At 63.5% G+C, this 19,780-nt stretch carries 4 protein-coding genes; 1 reads left to right on the top strand and 3 read right to left on the bottom strand.

Translation table 11 applies throughout. From position 1 onward, the window contains the following. Positions 1 to 194: 194 nt before the first annotated feature. The 3 genes from ACYYKW_RS22310 to ACYYKW_RS22300 form a co-directional block, all read right to left on the bottom strand. A complete protein-coding gene (locus ACYYKW_RS22310; protein ID WP_464991182.1) occupies positions 195 to 1,154 on the bottom strand; it encodes an alpha/beta hydrolase in 960 nt (319 codons plus the stop codon). A gap of 52 nt (positions 1,155 to 1,206) precedes the next feature. After that, on the bottom strand, positions 1,207 to 17,454 hold the full coding sequence (locus ACYYKW_RS22305) for a non-ribosomal peptide synthase/polyketide synthase (protein WP_464991181.1): 16,248 nt from the start codon (positions 17,452 to 17,454) through the stop codon (positions 1,207 to 1,209). A 312-nt stretch (positions 17,455 to 17,766) separates the two neighbouring features. Beyond that, positions 17,767 to 18,504, bottom strand: coding sequence for a thioesterase II family protein (locus tag ACYYKW_RS22300; RefSeq protein WP_464991180.1), 738 nt, complete (start codon positions 18,502 to 18,504; stop codon positions 17,767 to 17,769). 129 nt (positions 18,505 to 18,633) lie between these two features. Here ACYYKW_RS22300 and ACYYKW_RS22295 point away from each other — a divergent pair, with 129 nt between their 5' ends. Next, positions 18,634 to 19,767 (top strand): cupin-like domain-containing protein, encoded by a 1,134-nt coding sequence (locus tag ACYYKW_RS22295; protein ID WP_464991179.1) that lies wholly within the window; start codon positions 18,634 to 18,636, stop codon positions 19,765 to 19,767. Positions 19,768 to 19,780: the final 13 nt, after the last annotated feature.

Below are 19,780 nucleotides of genomic sequence, written 5' to 3'. Positions count from 1 at the left end.
GCGAAGGGACCCGAGCCTGCGAGGGCCGTACGTAGGAGCAAGCGTTTTGGGTTACCTTTTTGGCGTTTGAAAAAGGTGACCCGCCGTAAGGGCGGAACCGCCAGCCGCCACACCCAAAAAAACGGATATCCACACCACCAAACCACAGCCTGGTCGGCCCAAAGGCCGCCAAGGCCGCCAAGGCCAAAACAAAATCACCCCCGAGCAAACGCCTGAGCCAAACGCCCGGCAATAAACAACTGCGCCTCCTCAGCCTCATCGACAATCGCGCCCATGCGCATGAAGTCGTGCGTCATCCCCGCATACACCTTGAGCTCGACAGCCACCCCCGCCGCCTGCAAATGACACGCATACGCCACCCCCTCATCATGCAGCGGATCACACTCGGCCAACACCAGCAGCACCGGCGCAACATCAGCCGAGACTTCCCCGAGCAACGGCGAAAACCGCGGATCAAGACGATCACCCGACTCACGCTGATAGTGGCCGTAAAACCACTCCAGCGACGCCTTCTCCAACAGATGACCTTCAGCAAACCGCTCGATCGAAGGCGTGCCGCGACTGGCATCGGTCACCGGATAGATCAGCACCTGCAAACGCGGCCGAACCACGGCACCGGCCAGTTGCGCCGCCAACACCGTGGCCAGGCTGCCGCCCACGCTGTCACCGGCAACCGCCAGACGCGAGGCATCCACGCCGAGATCCGCAGCACTGGCCACCAACCAGTCCCAGGCATCACGAGCATCATCCGCCGCAGTGGGAAAGCGAAACTCCGGTGCCAGCCGATACGCCACCGACAGCACCACGCAGTCAGCCATCGCGGCCAGCGCCCGGCACAGCGAATCATGGGAATCGAGGCTACCAACCACATATCCACCGCCATGGAAATACAACAGCGCCGGTCGGCCAGCACCCGCGCTCAAAGGCTGGTTACTGTAGATCCGTGCATTGAGCAGCGCGCCATCGCGCACCGGCAATTGCAGCTCATCCACCCCGTGCAGTTCTTCACCGCCAGCGTCCATCAACAGTGAAGATTGATCGAACTGCTCACGCGCCTCGGCCGGACTCAGTTGGTGCATGCCCACGCGTTTGCCACTCGCCCGGCCGTTGCCGACCAGTTGCAAAAACGCGGCGATATCAGGGTTCAACAACATTCAGTAATCTCCAGCGCGGTCGAGCGCCACAGGCGCCCCACCGCTGTTCAGTTCAGGACATGGCTACAGGTTCAACGATCTCGCCGAGCATTTCTTCAGCCTCGGACAGGAACGTTGCATCGCGCGGAATCTGGAAGTGCCCGCAATCGAGCCATTCGCCGCCCATGCCCGGCTGCTCCAGTTGCGCTGCCAATTGCAAGGCTTCCTCTTCGCGGCCCAGGGTCCACCAGCACATCGGCGTGATCGCCAACGGCGTGCAGCGGTCCAGTTGCAGCGACAGCTGTTTGAGTCGGCGGGCGACGCTGAACACATGAGCCAGTTCATCGGCGCCCAGCGCCACGTAGGTCGAAGCCCCGCGCGCGCTGCTCATGGCGCGGCCGAACAGTGCTTGAATGTTCTGCGGGGTTTCTTCGCCGTCGATACTCAAACCTGGCGCAGCATCCGGCAGCGTCACTTGCAGGAAGTCACGCAGGTCGGCTTGCCAGTCATCAACCGCGCCTTCGTTGACCCTGGCCGACGGCACGAAGCTGTCCACCAGACCGACAAATTTCACCGGCTGCCCGGCTTGCTCCAGTTGCGCCGCGATCAGCATCGCCAGGGTCCCGCCCAGCGACCAGCCCAACAGGTGGTACGGTCCATGCGCCTGTTTTGCGCGAATCTGCGCAACGTAGTCGCTGGCCATGCTCTGCAGCGAGGCGTCGTGGAACGTCGGATCGAGGAGCATCCGCGACTGGATCGCCAACACCTGGCGGCGTCCGCTCAAGCGTCGCGCCAACGGCTCGTAATCGAACACCGTGCCAAAGCCTGCGTGGATGCAGAACAGCGGCGCGACACCGTCAACGTGAGCATTCATCGCCAACATTGCGCTGGCTTTTTCGGTGCTGCCTTGCACGCTGGCCACCAGCTCGGCGATGCTCGGTTTCTGCATCAGGTCGCGCAGTTTCAAACTCAGGCCCTGGGCCTTGAGCACACGGCTGCGGGCGATCACTTGCAGGCTGAGGATCGAGTCGCCGCCCAGTTCGAAGAAGTTGTCGCTGAGGCCGACGCGTTCGATTTTCAGCACGTCCTGCCAGATCTTCGCCAGCGCCTTTTCCAGCTCGGTGCGCGGCGCCAGATAAGCCTGGCGCTGTTCGGCATCCGGGTTCGGCAAGGCCTTGCGGTCAAGTTTGCCGTTCGGTGTCAGCGGCATGCGTTCGAGCAGCATCAGGTGCGCAGGCACCATGTAGTCCGGCAGGCTGGCCTTGAGCTGGTCGCGCAGGCGCTCGCAGAAACCGTCCACCGCGACGTCGGGCATAGCGACGACATACCCGAGCAACTGCTTGCCGCTGACGCCGTCGCGGGCCACCACCGCGGCGTCGCGCACGCCGGGTTGCCGCTTGAGACGCGCCTCGACTTCGCCCAGCTCGATACGGAAACCACGGATCTTCACCTGCTGATCGATGCGCCCGAGATAGTCGACGGTGCCGTCTTCGCGCTGGCGCACCAGGTCGCCGGTGCGGTACAGACGGCTGCCGTCGGCGCTGAACGGGTTGGCGACGAAGCGCTCGGCGCTGCCGCCGGCGCGGCCCAGATAACCACGGGCCAACGCGCCGCCCAGGTACAGCTCGCCGGCAAGTCCCAGTGGCAGCGGATTGAGGTCGGCGTCGAGCACGTAACCGCTACGCTCGCCGACCACCGTGCCAATCGGTGCGTAGGCCGCACCGCATACGTCGTCAGCGCCGGCCTTCCAGATCAGTGGCGTGACCACAGTTTCCGTCGGGCCGTAGCCATTGATGATGTACTGCGGCTTCAGCGCACGTTTGGCCAGCTCAAAACTCGCCACCGGCACCGCATCGCCACCGAAGCAATAGATGCGCACCGCGGGCGGGTTGCCGTGCTGCTCGGCGTGCTCGGCCAATTGCTGCAGGTACACCGGCGGAAACGCCGCCACGGTCACGCCATATTCGTGCAGCGCTTCGTAAGTCTGCTCGGCGGTCCACAGGCTGTCATCACGGACCAGCAGGCGCGCGCCGTGGGTCAACGTGGTCAACCAGCGCTCATGGGCGCCATCGAAGGCGAACGACATGAAGTGCAATTCGCAATCGGCTGCGGTCATTTCGTAACGCTGACCGATCGCCTCGCAGTGCATCGCCAACGGCCCGTGGGCGACGCCGACGCCTTTCGGCTGGCCGGTGGAGCCAGAGGTGTAGATGACGTAAGCGAGGTTGTCCGCATGCACGACGACCTGCGGTGCGCTCTCGGGCTGACCACTCAGATCGAGTTGATCCAGCTCCAGCACAGGCAGACTGGCCTGCGTCGGCATGACCTCACGCAGACTGGAATCGCTGAGCAACAAGGCGATGCCGGAATCACCCATCAGGTAGCTCAGGCGTTCACGCGGGTAAGTCGCATCGAGCGGCACGTAAGCGCCGCCGGCCTTGAGCACCGCGAGCAAGGCCACGATCAGGTCTTCGCTGCGCGGCAGCGCGACACCGACGCGTACCTCCGGCCCTACGCCTTCAGCGATCAACGCATGGGCCAGAAGGTTGGCGCGAGCGTCAATCTGCGCATAGCTGAACGCCTGGCCGTTGAAGATCACCGCCGTCTGCTCGCCCTGCTCCAGTGCCCGTTGCGCAACACGCTGATGCACCGCCAGCGCCGGCAAAGCGGCTGGCAGGCTCGGCGCGACCACCGACCGAGCGCTCGGCAAACCGATCCGCCCCAGCGGTTGCGCGGCATCTGCGGCCAATGCAGCGAGCAGGCCTTCCATGTTGGCGCGAATGCCTTCCACGGTTGCGAGATCGAAATGCTCACGCAGGAACATGTATTCGATCACCAGCCCTTCTTCGAGCGTGACCATCAAGTCCATCGGGAAGTTGGTCAGGCCGGCGTTGCTGATCTCGCCGAACGTCAGCGAGTCGTCGCGCCATTCGCGCAGCGCCTGATCGATCGGGTGATTCTCGAAGACGATGATGCTGTCGAACAACGCCTGCCCCGCCCGCCCGGCCCAACGCTGCACGTCGGTCAGCGGCGTGTATTCGCGCTCACGCAGTTCGAGATTGAAGTCCTGCAGATCACGCAGCCAGTCGCCGACCGCTTGCTCGGCCGGCACGTCCTTGATCACCGGCAGGGTGTTGATGAACAGGCCGAGGATCGACTCCGACGCCGGCAGGCTCGCCGGGCGCCCCGCCACCGTCGCCCCGAACGCCACGCAGCGCTGGCCGCTGTAACGGCTGAGCAGCATCAGCCAGGCACCCTGCACCAGCGTGTTAAGCGTGACTTGCTGCGCTTGCGCAAAAGCTTTGAGCTGTTCGGTGCGAGCGGCGCCCAAGCGGCTGTACAGCGCCTCGTGACCGCGACCGCTGCCAGTGCGCGACACCGCGTCGGCAAGGTAAGTCGGCTCGTCGAGCTGATTCAGTTGCTGACGCCAGAAGCCTTCGCTGGCCGCGTCGTCCTGCTGTTGCAGCCAGTTGATGTAATGACGGTACGGCACCGCCTCGGCCAGCGGTGTGCCGGAGTACTGGCTCAACACCTCGCCGATCAACTGCGAACTGCTCCAGCCGTCGATCAGGATGTGGTGATAGGTCCAGATCAGTTGATAGCTATCCGCGCCAACCTGCACCAGCGTCAGGCGTTGCAGCGGTGGCTGATCGAGATCGAAGCCTTTGGCTCGCTCGGCGTCGGCCAATGCTTGCAGCGCCTCGGCCGAGTGATCCTGGTCACGCCAGTCGAGCAGGCAGAACGGCAGTTGCGGATCGGCGAGCACGAACTGCAGCGGCTCGGCCATGTCCTGCCAGAGGAAACCCGTGCGCAGAATGTCGTGGCGACGACTGACGCTGGCCCAGGCCGCGTGTAAACGCGCCGGATCAAGGCCTTGCACGGCAATGCTCAACTGGTTGATGTAGAGGTCCGATTCCGGCGAATTCAAGCCGAGGAACAGCATGCCCTGCTGCATCGGTGACAGACGATAAAGCCCGGCCAACTGATCCTGCGCCAGCGGCAAATCGGCGACTTGCGCATCACTCAGGCCATGCAGCGGCATCTCGATCAGCGCGGTCGGCGCAACGTTGCTGCTGCTACCGACGCGCTGGGCCAATTGCTCAATGGTCGGGTGCTGGAACAGGTCTTTCGGGCTCAGTTCCAGGCCTTGCTGACGGGCGCGGCTGACCACCTGAATGGAGACAATCGAATCGCCGCCCAAGGCGAAGAAGCTGTCGTGAGTGCTGACCTGCGCCAGTCCCAGCACTTCCTTCCAGATATCCACCAGCGTCTGTTCGGTGGCGTTGACCGGTTCGACGTGTTGTTGCACCGCGTTCGATTCCGGCGCCGGCAAGCGCTTGCGATCGATCTTGCCGTTGGGCGTCAGCGGCAGTTGCGCCAGCCACAGGCGATGGCTGGGCACCATGTAATCCGGCAGGGTTGCGCCCAGCCAGGTGCTGAGGCGGTCGTGCAGATCGCCTTGCAACCCGGCCCCGGCCTCAATCACTGTCGGATCGACCGGTACCAGATAGGCGATCAGTTGCTGGCTGCCCGTCACTTCGCTGGCAATCACCACCGCTTCGCGCACTTCGGCATGCGCAACCAGGCGTGCTTCGATCTCGCCCAGTTCGATACGCAAGCCGCGAATCTTCACTTGGTGGTCGATGCGGCCCAGGTATTCGAGGTTGCCCTGTTCACGCTGGCGAATCAGGTCGCCGGTGCGATACAGGCGCTCGCCGTTGCCGCTGAATGGATTGGGTACGAAACGTTCGGCAGTCATCGCCGCACGGCCGAGGTAACCGCGGGTGATGCCAGCGCCGGACAGGTACAACTCCGCCGCAACGCCCTGCGGCACCCGGTGCAGATCGGCATCCAGCAGATGACTGATGCTGTGATCGAGAGCACGACCGATGCGCGGCTGGCCGCCGGCAATGCGGCGGGTCCAGGTCGAGTAAGTGGTGTCTTCCGACGGGCCGTACAGGTCGTAGACGTGCTCAACGTTCGGCTGTTGATACAGCGCGTCGACCAGGCCTTGCTTGAGCGGTTCGCCGGCCAGATTGATGATTCGAACGCTGGCAGGAATCTGCCCGGCACGCTGCAATGCGGCAATAGCTGATGGCACAGTGTTGATCAACCGCACCTGATCGCGCGCCGGCAATTGCGCCAGCTCCAAAGCGTTGCGCGCGATGATCAGCGAACCGCCGTTGGCCAGCGTTACGAACAGCTCCCACACCGACAAATCGAAGCACACCGACGTCGACGCCAGGACACCCTGAATATCGTCGCGGCTGTACACCTTGGCCGACCAGTCGATCAATGCCATAACATTGCGATGGGCAATCGCCACGCCCTTCGGTTTGCCGGTGGAACCCGAGGTGTAGATCACGTAAGCGAGGTTGTCCGGCTGCACGCGCGTTTGCGGCGCAACGGTTGCGTAGCGGCTCAGGTTAACTTGATCCAGCAATACCACTTGAGTCGAGGCAGGCACGCTCAACGTCGCGGCGACCGCTTGCTCGGTGAGCAACACTCGCGCACGGCTGTCTTCGAGCATATAAGCGACGCGATCGGCCGGGTAATCCGGGTCCAGCGGCACATAGGCGCCGCCAGCCTTGAGCACCGCCAGCAGGGCGACCAGCAACTGCTCGGAACGCGGCATCGCTACGCCCACCCGTACTTCCGGGCCGACGCCCATTTCGATGAGCTTGTGCGCCAGACGATTGGCCTGTGCGTCCAGTTCGGCGTAAGTCAGTTGACGGTCGCTGAAGGTCACCGCCAGTGCATCAGGCGCCGCTACTACCTGCTCGGCAATGGCCTGATGAATGCACTGTTCAGTGACGAACGAGGTGTCAACGCGCGGAACGTCTACGACCAGCTGCAACTCGCCAAGCGTGCGCTCGCCCGCCTCGCTCATCTGCATCAGCAGACGCTGCAGATGCGCGCCCAACTGCGCCACGCTGGCCGGAGCGAAGCAGTCACGCTGATAGCTGAAATGCACCGATAGCTGCGCGCCCAGACTCACCAGCAGGGTCAGCGGATAGTTGGTCTGCTCCTGATTGACCACCGCACCGAAGCGCAGGCCTTGCGGCGCGCCACGTTCCAGCGCTTCGGCGATCGGGTAGTTCTCGAACACCATCAGGCTGTCGAACAGCGCATCGCCGCCCTGCCCGGCCCAACGCTGAATGTCGGCCAGCGGCGTGTGTTCGAATTCCCGAGAGGCGAGGTTTTGCCCCTGCACGGCTTGCAGCCATTCGCTCAGACCCTGCTGCGCGTGCGGCGCGGCGACCACCGGCAGTGTGTTGATGAACAGGCCGATCTGCGCCTCGACGCCCGGCACATCGGCTGGCCGCCCAGCCACGGTCGCGCCGAAGGCCACGCAGGTTTTCCCGCTGTAGCGCTGCAACAGCAGCAACCACGCCGCTTGCACCACGGTGTTGACAGTGACTTTCGCCGCCCGGGCAAATTCGCTCAGGCGCCGGGTCAGGTCGGCGTCCAGCACCTGGTAATGATCGCCGTAACCGACACTCGGCAAAGCGTCATTCGGCCGCGCAATCGCATCGGCCAGACGCGTCGGCTCGCGCAGTTCGCGCAACGTTGCCAACCAGTAATTTTCGGCCGCTGCCGCGTCCTGACGCTGCAACCAGCCGATGTAATCGCGATAGCGCCCCGCTGGCCGCGCGACCGCTTCACCGCGGTAGTGCTGCAGGACTTCGCCAAGCAACTGCGCGCTGCTCCAGCCGTCCATCAGGATGTGGTGATTGGTGTAGATCAGGTGATGACGATCGGTCGCCGTGCGTACCAGCACCAGACGCAACAACGGCGCACTGTTCAGGTCCAGGCCCAGCGCGCGTTCTTCGTCGGCGAGGGTTTGCAACGCCGCGTCGAGGTCGCTCTTGCCGCGCCAGTCGATGACGCTGAACGGTACCTCGACCTGACGCTGCACCACTTGCAGCGGTTGCGGCAGATCGCCCTGCCAGAAGAAGCCACTGCGCAAAATGTCATGGGCATCCACTGCCGCTTGCCAGGCCGCACGGAAGCGCTGCGGCTCGACACCGTCGACGTCGAGGCGCATCTGGTTGATGTAATCGCCATTGCCGTGTTCGAGCAGGGTGTGGAACAGCATGCCCTGCTGCATCGGCGACAACGGGTAAATATCGTCGATGCTCTGCGGCGCCAGCACCCACCCATCGAGTTGCGCTTGCGACAACTGCGCCAGCGGGAAATCCGACGGCGTCACTCCACGGTTGCCGCTGGCGCAGCAATGGCCGATCAGGGCCGTCAGCTCCTGCACATAGTCATCGGCCAGGCGCTGAATGGTCGCCGCATCGAACAGGCCGCTGCTGTAGGTCCAGTTCAGGTCCAGCTCACCGCCGAAGACTTTGCCGTTCAGCGCCAGTGGATTGCCCAGCGGACCTTGCAGGTTGACTTCGGCACCGGCGGCTTCGCCGGTCGGTACGAACAAGGCGTGATCGGCCTCGGCAAAACTGCCGTCGAACTGACCCAGATAGTTGAAGGTCAGGCGCGGTACCGGCAAGGCTTGCAGGGCCTGGCGTGCCTGTTCATCGCCCAGGTACGCCAGCGCGCCGAAGCCGATGCCCTTGTGCGGAATCGCCCGCAGTTGTTCTTTGACTTGCTTGAGCGAGGCGCCCAGCTCGGCGGCCGGCGTCAGGCAGGCCGGGTAGACGCTGGTGAACCAGCCGACGCTGCGGGTCAGGTCGATGTGCTCGAACAGATCTTCGCGACCGTGGCCCTCGAGCAGCACCAGCGCGTTGTCGGCACCGGTCCAGCGCACCAGCACCCGCGCCAGCGCGGTCAGCAGCAGATCGTTGACTTGCGTGCGATAGGCCTGGGGGGCGTCCTGCAACAGCTGGCGAGTCAGGGTCTTGTCGAGCTTGCTGCGGATAGTCAGCGCCTGATCGTGTCGTTGCCCACCGTCCGGACGGTCGTACGGCAACGCCGCCGAGGCACCGTGCAACTGCTGCTGCCAGAAGCCCGGTTCGGCTTGCAAGGCAGGGCTGGTAGCGTAGTCCTGCAACGCCGTTGCCCAGTCCTTGACCGCGCTGGTTTTCGCCGGAAGCTGCACAGCCTGACCGGCGCTGATCTGCCGATAAGCGTTTTGCAGGTCTTCGAACAGAATCCGCCACGACACGCCATCGACCACCAGGTGATGGACGATCAGCAACAGCCGTTGCGAACCGTCAGCCAGATCGGCCAGCACCGCGCGGATCAGCGAACCGCCACTCAGTTGCAGGCTGCGCTGCGCCTTGTCGCCCAGCGTCTCTAAAGCTTCGAGGTCAGCGACCTCGACCTGCCAAAGAATCGTTTCGCCCGCTTGGGTGGCGACGTCGCGGTAATGCGCAGCCCAGCCGTCAGCCTGCTCGACAAATTGCAGACGCAAGCTGTCGTGGTGCACAACCAGCGCATCCAGCGCTTGCTCCAGCACCTGTGCGTTCAGCGTTTGCGAGGGTTTGAGCATCACCGACTGGTTCCAGTGATGGCGGTCAGGGATTGCTTGCGCGAAGAATTCCTGATGAATCGGCAGCAGCGCGCTGCTGCCGGTCACCGCGTGCTGATCGATCAGGTGCAGCGCTTCACCGGTCTGCGCGACCACGGCCAGCGCGGCAATGGTCTGGTGCTCGAAGAGGTCTTTGGGGGTGAAGCGAATCCCGGCTTGCCGCGCACGGCCGACCACCTGAATCGAGATGATCGAATCGCCGCCCAGCTCGAAGAAGTTGTCGCTGATGCCGACCTGCTCAAGCTTGAGCACGTCCTGCCAGATCGCCGCCAGTTGCTGCTCCAGCGCGGTCTGCGGCGCCACATAAACCTGTTGCAGTTGGCTGACATCCGGCTTCGGCAGGTTCTTGCGATCGAGTTTGCCGTTCGGGGTCAGTGGCAGACGCTCAAGACGCAAAACGTACGCCGGAACCATGTGCGCCGGCAGACTGGCCGCGAGTTGCGCGCGCAGTTCTTCAGTAAAGTCGGCACGGCTCGAATCACTGACCACGTACGCCACCAGACGCTTGCCGCTGCCGCCACTGCCTTCCTGCGCAATCACCACCGCTTCGCGCACGCCGGCAAGGGCTTGCAGGGCGGCTTCGACCTCGCCGAGCTCGATGCGGAAACCACGGATTTTCACCTGATTGTCGATGCGATCGAGGTAGTCGAAGGTACCGTCGCCGCGCTGGCGCACCAGATCCCCGGTGCGATAAAGCAAGCCACCGGTGCTGAACGGATCAGCAACAAAGCGTTCGGCAGTCAACCCCGGACGATTCAGGTAACCACGCGCCAGACCGCTGCCACCGAGGTACAACTCACCGGCCATGCCTTGTGGCAGCAGGTTCAGCGCAGCGTCGAGGACATAAGCGCTGCGGTCGCCGATACGGCTGCCGATCGGCGCGTAGGCCGCGCCGCACGGCTCTTCGCGGCCGGCCTTCCAAATCAGCGGCGTGACCACGGTTTCGGTCGGGCCGTAGCCGTTGATGATGTAATCCGGATCCAGCGCGCGTTTGACCCGCTCGAAACTGGCGCTCGGCACAGCATCGCCGCCGAAGCAGTAGATCCGCACTTTCGGTGGGTTGCCGACGCGCTCGGCATGCTCGGCCAGTTGCTGCAGATACACCGGCGGGAACGCCACCACGGTCACACCGTGTTCGATCATCGCGTTATAGGTCTGCTCCGGCGTCCACAAGGTGTCGTCGCGAATCAGCAGCGAGGCGCCGTGGGTCAGGCTGGTGAGCCAGCGTTCGTGGGCGCCGTCGAAGGCGAACGACATGAAGTGGAATTCGCAGTCGCTGTCGCGCATTTCATAGCGCTCACCGATGGCCTGGCAATGCATGGCCAACGGCCCGTGGGCGACGCTGACGCCTTTCGGATTGCCCGTGGAGCCGGAGGTGTAGATCACATAGGCGAGGTTGTCCGGGTCGAGGTTTACCGGCGGTGCTGCGACCGGCCATTCGCTCACCTCCAGACGATCCAGCTCCAGCAGCGGCACCGCTGCGGCGACTGGCAGTTGCGCCGACACCGACGAATCGCTGATCAGCAGCGCCAGCCCGGAATCCTCGATCAGGTAGGCCAGACGCTCGCGCGGATAATGAGTATCCAGCGGCACATAGGCGCCGCCCGCCTTGAGCACCGCCAGCAGTGCAACGATCACCGACTCGCTGCGCGGCAGGGCCACGCCGACGCGGGTTTCCGCGCCGACGCCACGGGCGATCAGCGCATGGGCCAGTTGATTGGCGCGCTGGTCGATCTCGCCATAACTGAAATGCCTGCCATTGAAAATCACCGCGGTGCGCTGCGGACGCTCGGCGGCCAGCGCCGCAATGCGCTGATGCACACCGATATTCACCGGATACGGTTGCGGATGGTTTTCGCCTTGCTGGCGCGCATGCTCCTGAGCGTCTGCGAGGGCGATTTCACCGAGGTTACGCGTCGCTGACAGCGCGAATTGTTCGAGTAGTTGCAGCAAATGCGCACTGATGCCTTCGATCACCGCGCGAGCGAACTGGCCGCGGTCGAAGCTGTAGTGCAGCGCCAGTTGCTCGCCGAGGGTGACGGCGACGCTCAGCGCATAGTGGGTCTGCTCAAGATTGCCGACCTCGCCGAACTGCAGACCCTGCCCCGCCTGACTCAGCGCCTGGGCAATCGGGTAGTTTTCGAACACCAGAATGTTGTCGAACAGCGCTTCGCCGCCCTGCCCGGCCCAGCGCTGGATGTCCGCCAGCGGCGTGTGCTCGAAATCGCGCAGGCTGAGGTTCTGCGCCTGCACCGCTTGCAGCCAGTCGCCAACGCTTTGATCCGGACGCGGCGCGCCGATCACCGGCAAGGTATTGATGAACAGACCGACCTGTTGCTCGATACCTGGCAATTCGGCCGGACGCCCGGCCACCGTCGCCCCGAACGCCACCGCGTCAAGGCCGGTATAGCGTTGCAGCAACAGCAGCCACGCGGCTTGCACCAGCGTGTTGACGGTGACTTTCTGCTGACGGGCGAACGCTTCCAGGCGTTGCGTGCGTTGCGCATCCAGGGTCAGGTAATGATCGCCGTGACCGCTGTGCTGCTCACCAGCGGTGGCCGCGCGCGCCAGTCGGGTCGGCTCGTGCAGCGCGGCCAGTTGCTCGGTCCAGAAGGCCTCGCTCAACTGGCCGTCCTGGCGTTGCAGCCAGGCGATGTAATCGCGATAACGCCCGCCATTGTTTTCCGGGTTTCGACCGCTGTAGCGTTGCAACACTTCGCCAAGCAGCTGCGCATTGCTCCAGCCGTCCATCAGGATGTGGTGATGGGTGTAAATCAGATGCCACTGCTCGGCGCCGGTTTGCACCAGCAGCAGTCGCAACAATGGCGCCTGCGTCAGATCGAAACCTTGCTGCCGCTCGGCCTCCGCCAGTGTCGCGAGCGCCGTCGGTTGATCGTCGCGGTCACGCCAGTCGAGCGTGGTGAAGGGCAATTGCACCTGTTTGTGCACGATCTGCAGCGGCTGCGCCAGCTCGCCCTGCCAGACAAAACCGCTGCGCAAAATATCCTGCGCATCGACCGTGGCCTGCCACGCGGCGCGGAAGCGCTCAGGGTCGAGGCCTTGCACATCGACACGCAACTGGTTGATGTACTCACCCGCCGCCTGTTCGTACAGTGTGTGGAACAGCAAGCCCTGCTGCATCGGCGACAGCGGATAGACATCGTCAAGCTGACCTGCCGGCAGTGGCAGCGCATCGAGTTGCGTCTGGCTGATGCGCGCCAGCGGGAAGTCCGATGGCGTCGCCTGCGCGATTGGCAATGCACAGCAATGCTCGATCAGCGCATGCAACTCAATGGCGTACTGATCGACCAGCGCCTGCACCGTTGCACTGTCGAACATCTCGCGGCTGAAGCCCCAGCTCATCGACAGCTCACCGCCGTAGACCTGCCCTTCCACGCTCAGCCAGTTGGCGAGCGGCGCCGCCGGATCCTGGGCGACGCCGCTGGTTTCGGCGCACGGCACGAACAACGCTGCCTCGTCGAACTGGCGGTCGAACTGGCCGAGATAATTGAACGTGATGCGCGGTGGCGCCAGCGCGGCCAGTTCGCCGCGCACCGCGGGCGCCGCCAGATAACGCAGCACGCCATAACCCAGACCCTTGTCCGGCACCGCGCGCAGTTGCTCCTTGATCATCTTGATCGAAGCGTCGAGGTCTTCGGCCGCGGTCAGCTTGACCGCAAACAGACTGGTCAACCAACCGACGGTGCGGGTCAGGTCGATGTCATCGAACAGGTCTTCGCGACCATGCCCTTCCAGTTCGATCAGCGTGCCCGGCTGCTGACTCCAGCGGCTGACGGTGCGTGCCAGCGCCGTGAGCAACAGGTCATTGACCTGAGTGCGATACGCCGCCGGCGCTTGTTGCAGCAACTGTCGAGTGCGCTCGGCGTCGAGGCGCCATTCGATTTTTTCGCCGTGGCGATTTTCCAGACTGCCCTGCGGGCGTTCGCACGGCAGATCCCGGGCGTCCAGATGCTGGGCTTTCCAGTACGCCAGTTGCTCATCGAAACGCGAAGCCTCGTCAGCAAGACGCGCGGTCCACTGCTGAAACGCGTGGGTTTTCGCCGGCAACTGAATGCCGCCACCGGCCGCCCGTTGTTCATACGCCTGCTGCAGATCTTCCAGCAGTACGCGCCAGGAAACCCCGTCGACGACCAAGTGATGAATGATCAGCGCCAGACGCTGGCTACCGTCCGCCATGCTCACCAGTAATGCCCGCAGCAACGGCCCTTGTCGCAGGTCGAGGCTACGCTGGGCCTGGTTGCACAGCGTCTGCAATTCTTCGGGGGATTGAGCGTCGCGCACCCACAGGTCAGCGCTATCGATCAGCGGACCATGGCTTTGCTGCCAGCCCTCAGCGCCTTCGACAAAGCGCAAGCGCAAGGCGTCGTGATGATTGATCAGTTGCGTCAGCGCCGCGTCGAGCCACTGCGCGTTCAGGGTTTCGCGCGGGGTCAGCAGCAACGACTGGTTCCAGTGTTCACGCACCGGCATCGCCTGACTGAAAAATTGCTGCTGGATCGGCCCGAGCACTGCGGCGCCGGTTACAGCAGCCTGATCCACGGTGGTCTGTTGATCGAGACTTGCCACCCGCGCCAAGGTACGCACGGTCTGATACTGGAACAGATCGCGCGGGCTCAGACGAATGCCGGCCTGTCGCGCGCGGCTGACCACTTGAATCGAGATGATCGAGTCGCCGCCCAGCTCGAAAAAATTGTCTTCCAGACCTACGCGCTCACGGCCGAGCACGTCTTCCCAGATCGCCGCGAGGGCTTTTTGCAGCGCATCCTGCGGCGCGACGAATGCTTGCTGTGGCGCGGCATCCGCTGGCGGCAAGGCCTTGCGATCAAGTTTGCCGTTGGCGGTGACCGGCAATTTCTCCAGCGTGATCAGGCAGGTTGGCACCATGAATTCCGGCAGGCTGCCGAGCAGCCAGGCTTTGACGTCTTGCTGCCAGTCAGCGGACGGCTGCGGATTGTCCAGCACCAGCCAGGCGACCAGCTGTTTGCCATCCGGCACCAGCACTACCGCTTCACGCACCAGCGGGTGCTGCATCAGGCGGGTTTCGATTTCGCCCAGTTCGATGCGCAAGCCGCGCAACTTCACTTGATGGTCGAGACGGCCGAGGTATTCGATCACCCCATCGCCACGCTGGCGCACCCGGTCGCCGGTGCGATAAAGACGCGCGCCGGGATGGAACGGGCACGGCACGAAACGCTCGGCGGTCAGCCCCGGGCGCTGGTGATAACTGCGCGCCAGCCCGGCGCCACCCAGGTACAGCTCGCCGGCCACACCACTGGGCACCGGCAGCAGTTCGGCGTCGAGCACGTGGGTGCGCAGGTTGGCGATCGGCCGACCGATCGGCACGCTGTCGGCGCCCTCATCGACGCAAGTCCAGTGGGTAACGTCGATGGCCGCTTCGGTGGGGCCGTAGAGGTTGTAGAGACCGGTAGCTGGCAGCTTGGCGAAGACCTGCAATTGCGCGTCCAGCGGCAAAGCTTCACCGCTGCAAACGATGCGTTTGAGGCCGACGCAGTTTTCCACGCCGGGCTCGTGAATGAATGCCTGCAACATCGACGGCACGAAGTGCAGCGTGCTGATGCCGTAGTGGTTGATGGTGTCGATCAGTTGCAGCGGATCGCGGTGCGCGCCCGGCGCGGCGACCACCAGCCGCGCACCGGTGAGCAGCGGCCAGAAGAACTCCCAGACCGAGACGTCGAAACTGAACGGGGTTTTCTGCAACACCGCATCGCTGGCGTCCAGCCCGTAGGCCTCCTGCATCCAGCACAAGCGGTTGACCAATGCCGCATGGCTGTTGCCGGCGCCTTTCGGTTTACCGGTGGAGCCTGAGGTGTAAATCACGTACGCCAGGTTCAACGGATCGACACTGACGTCTGGACGCTGGTCGCTATAGCCTTCGAGCAGATCGGGCTCGTCCAGCGTGATCACCTGCACCGCATCGGTCGGCAGCGCTGAGCGCAGCGCAGCCTGAGTCAACAGCAAAGTGATGCCGCTGTCCTCGATCATGTAGGCCAGGCGTTCCTGCGGGTATTCCGGATCGAGCGGTACGTAAGCGCCGCCGGCCTTGAGGACTGCCAGCAGCGCGACGACCATTTCCACCGACCGCAACGCGCAAACGCCAACCAGACTGTCGGCGCGCACGCCTTGTTCGCGCAGCAGATGCGCCAGACGATTGGCCCGGGCGTCCAGTTCGGCATAGCTCAGCGACTGCTCGGCAAACAACAGCGCCGGTGCATCCGGCGTACGCGCTACCTGCGCTTCGATCAGTTGATGGATCGGCGTGCTGCTCGGGTAGTCCGCCTGAACGTTGTTCCACTCATGCACCAGAGTGTGTTGCTCGTCGGCGTCGAGCAGCGGCAATTCGCCGATGCGTTGCGACGGATCGGCGACCATCGCCGCAAGCAGGCGCAACCAGTGCTGCGCCATGCGCTCGATGGTCGGTGCCTCGAACAGATCGCTGGCGTAGGTCAATGCGGCACGCAGCCTGCCGCCCTGCTCGTAGGTGTCCAGCGTCAGGTCAAACTGAGTGGTGCGACTCTGCCAGTCGAGGCTGTCGAGCACCAGGCCCGAGGCAGTGCTGAGGCTGGCGATATCGGCCACCTGCGGTTGATGGTTGTACATCACCTGAAACAGCGGCGTGTGGCTGAGGCTGCGCTCAAGTTTCAGCGCGTCGACCAGTTGCTCGAACGGCAGATCCTGATGGGCCTGGGCGCCGAGCGCAGTTTCCTTGACGGCGCGCAGCAGAGCGTCGACACGAGTCTGCCCATCCAGTTGCGTGCGCAACACCTGGGTGTTGACGAAGAAGCCGATCAGCCCTTCGGTTTCACCACGGTTGCGGTTGGCAATCGGCACGCCGACGCGGATATCGCTCTGCCCGGTGTAACGGTGCAGCAAGGCGTTGAACGCCGCGAGCAACAGCATGAACAAGGTGACCTGGTGCTGCTGCGCGGTGTGGCGCAGTTGCCCGGCCAGGGCTTCATCGATGGCGAATTCGTAGCGCGTACCGCGATAGCTCGGCATCGCCGGGCGCGAATGGTCCAGCGGCAGTTCCAGCACTGGATGCTCATCGCCCAGTTGCGCCTGCCAGTATTCGAGTTGCCGCGCCTGCTCGCCCGCCTCCAGCCAGCGTCGCTGCCACAGCGCGTAGTCGCTGTATTGGATCGGCAACGCGGCCAGTTGCGGCGTGAGCCCGGCGTCGAACGCATCGTAGCAACGGATGAACTCGTCGATCAGCACGTTCATCGACCAGCCATCGGAGACGATGTGGTGCAGGGTCAGCAGCAGCACGTGCTCCTGCTCGGCGAGCTTTAGCAAGGTCACGCGCAACAAAGGGCCGACCGCCAGATCGAACGGCAACAGCGATTGCTGTTCGGCGGCACTGACCACAGCCTGTTCCCGTTCACTGGATGGCAGCGCGCTGAAATCCTCGTGCTTGATCAGCAAAGGTGCAGTGGCCGGCACTTGCAGCAGGCTGTCGTCATTCTGACGCTGGAACACCGTGCGCAGGGTTTCGTGGCGCTCGACCAGACTGGCAAACGCCTGTTCCAGCGCGAGCAGATTCAGCTGACCGCTCAGGCGCACTGCACCCGGCAGGTTATAGGCGCCGCTCTGCGGATCGAGCTGCCAGAGAAACCACATGCGCCGCTGCGCGTAGGACAACGCCTGACGGTCCTCGGCCTCGATCCCGGTCGGAATCGGGAACCGGGCGAAATCAACGCCCTCCTTTTGCAGGGCCGCGAGGAACATCTGGCGCTTTTCCAGGGGCAACCCGATAAACCGGCGAGCAAGTTTCAAGGAGTCTTCAGCATTCATTTCTCAGCATCCGGATCAGTAGGCAGGAAGCACAAAGGCACGTCATCCCTGTAAAACGAATGCAGACCGGAAAAATTAGCGAACGAGAACAACTGTCAGACGAGACTACCGAGGGCTTTCAGGCCCACACAAAACCCTTGCAGGAGTGAGCCTGCTCGCGAAGGCGGTGGATCAGGCGACATCACTATCGACTGATACAACGCCATCGCGAGCAGGCTCACTCCTACAGGGATTTGAGGATGAGCGGAAATTTGTGGTTCGGCGAACAGCCAGTGCAGGAGCAAGCTCGCCCCCAAAGGGGTTTGGTGTTGATCAAGCGGTCGCGGCGATGGCGTAGCGGCGGTGATGCCTTTCCAGCTGATCCTTGATCACCTTGAGCACTTTGGCTTCGTGTTCGTGGATGAAGAAGTGCCCGCCGGCCAGCATGTCCACCGAGAAGCTGCCGTGGGTTTCCTGGCTCCAGCCGATCAACTGCTCGGTGGTGGCGCGGTCGGCCTTGCCGCCGAGCACGTGCACCGGGCAATTGAGCAGCGGGCGCTGCACCGGCTCGAATTTGCCGCATAACTGGAAATCGGCGCGCAGGATCGGCAGGGTCAGGCTCATCAGTTCTTCATTGGCGAGCACTTCTTCGCGGGTGCCATTGAGTGTGCGCAGTTGCTCGATCAGCTCGGCATCGGTTTTCGGTTCGGCAAAGCCGCGATCGTAATCGGCACGCAGGGTCGGCGCCGCCGTGCCTGAAGCGAACAGTGCCACCGGTTCCGGGCAGCCCAGCGCGCGCAAGGCATGGGCCATTTCACAGGCCAGCAAGGCGCCGAGGCTATGGCCGAACAGCGCATAGGGTGCATGCAGTGTCGGCCGCAATTCTCTGGCCAGTTGCATCGCCAGCACGCGCATATCGGTGTGCAGCGGTTCGCCAAAACGCGCGCCGCGCCCCGGCAGCTCGACCGGTTGCAAGCGCAGCCACTGCGGCAACTTCGGCCGCCAGCGGCTGTAGACCATGGCACTGGCGCCGGAATACGGCAGGCACAGCAGGGTCAACTGAGTCACCACGCTTCCCTCGAAAAATTCATCTGTAGAGAGAAACGGATGCGCAGGCGGGCAAATTAGTCGCCGGCCAGTAAATTGCCCAAACGGCTACTCGTTAACTGTTCAGGCCAAAACCAATAACGAGGGATCACCGTGGACCTGCAGAGCATTCTCGGCAAACTGTTCGCCAATGCTGGCGCTGTCGGCATCGAAGGCGTGTTTCAATTCGTGTTCGGCCCGCAGCAGGCCTACTGGTCCGAGGTCAAGGCTGGCAGCCGCACCGAGGCTGGCCGCCACGCCAGCCCGGACGTGACCATCGAAGTCGCGGAGAAGGATTTTCTCGGGATCATGGGCGGCATCGCCAACGTCGAAGAACTGTTTGCCAGCGGCCGCCTGAAGATCGGCGGCAACATGGGCCTGGCGACGCTGCTGCCGCAGATCATCGAGCACGCTATGCACGGCGGCGCGGTGGCGGAAAAGGTCGACATGAACAAACGCTACCCGACGCCGCCGCGCTTCAGCGAAAAGCTCACCGCTGGGCTGCCGACGCAACGCAGCGTCGAACGTGTTGCGCGCAGCGATCTGTCGGTGGCCGAATTCAGAAGCCGTTACCTGCCCAACGGCATTCCACTGGTGATCAGCAATGCCCTGCACGACTGGCCGCTGTTCAAGCTCAGCCGCGAAGAATCGCTGGTGCATTTCGCCGAGCTGCAGGGCATCACCCGGCACGGCGATTATGTGAAAAAGACCTTCTCCACCGAGCGAGATTTTCGCTCGACCTCGATGGCCGAATTCATCGCCTCACTGGACCAACCGACGACGAAAAGCGCAGATGGCGAGCCGCCCGCCTACATGGGCAACAACATTCTCCCGGCGCAACTGCTGCAACAGATCAAGTACCCGCCCTACTTCGATGCCGCGCAGTTCATCCCGCCACGCATCTGGATCGGCCCGAAAGGCACGCTGACCCCGCTGCACCGTGACGACACCGATAACTTGTTCGCGCAGGTCTGGGGGCAGAAAACATTCACCCTCGCCGCGCCGCATCATCGTGAAGCGCTGGGCACGTGGTCGACGGCACCGAAAGGCGGACTGGATGGTTGCGATTTCAATCCCGATGCACCGGATTACCAGCGCTTCCCGGCCGCGCGCGACGTGCCGTTTCTGCGGGTGACCCTGGAGGCCGGGGATCTGCTGTTCCTCCCTGAGGGCTGGTTCCATCAGGTGGAGTCGGTGTCGACGTCGCTGTCAGTGAATTTCTGGGTGAATTCGGGCCGGGGCTGGTAACACTCAATCCCCT

Source organism: Pseudomonas sp. 15C (assembly GCF_055484735.1).
This window is presented reverse-complemented; position numbering and strand designations above follow the sequence as displayed.

What these genes read in the sequence shown, in the direction of transcription:
- ACYYKW_RS22310 (WP_464991182.1), bottom strand. Translation starts at nt 1,154, where the DNA reads ATGTTGTTGAACCCTGATATCGCCGCGTTTTTGCAACTGGTCGGCAAC.
- ACYYKW_RS22305 (WP_464991181.1), bottom strand. Translation starts at nt 17,454, where the DNA reads ATGAATGCTGAAGACTCCTTGAAACTTGCTCGCCGGTTTATCGGGTTG.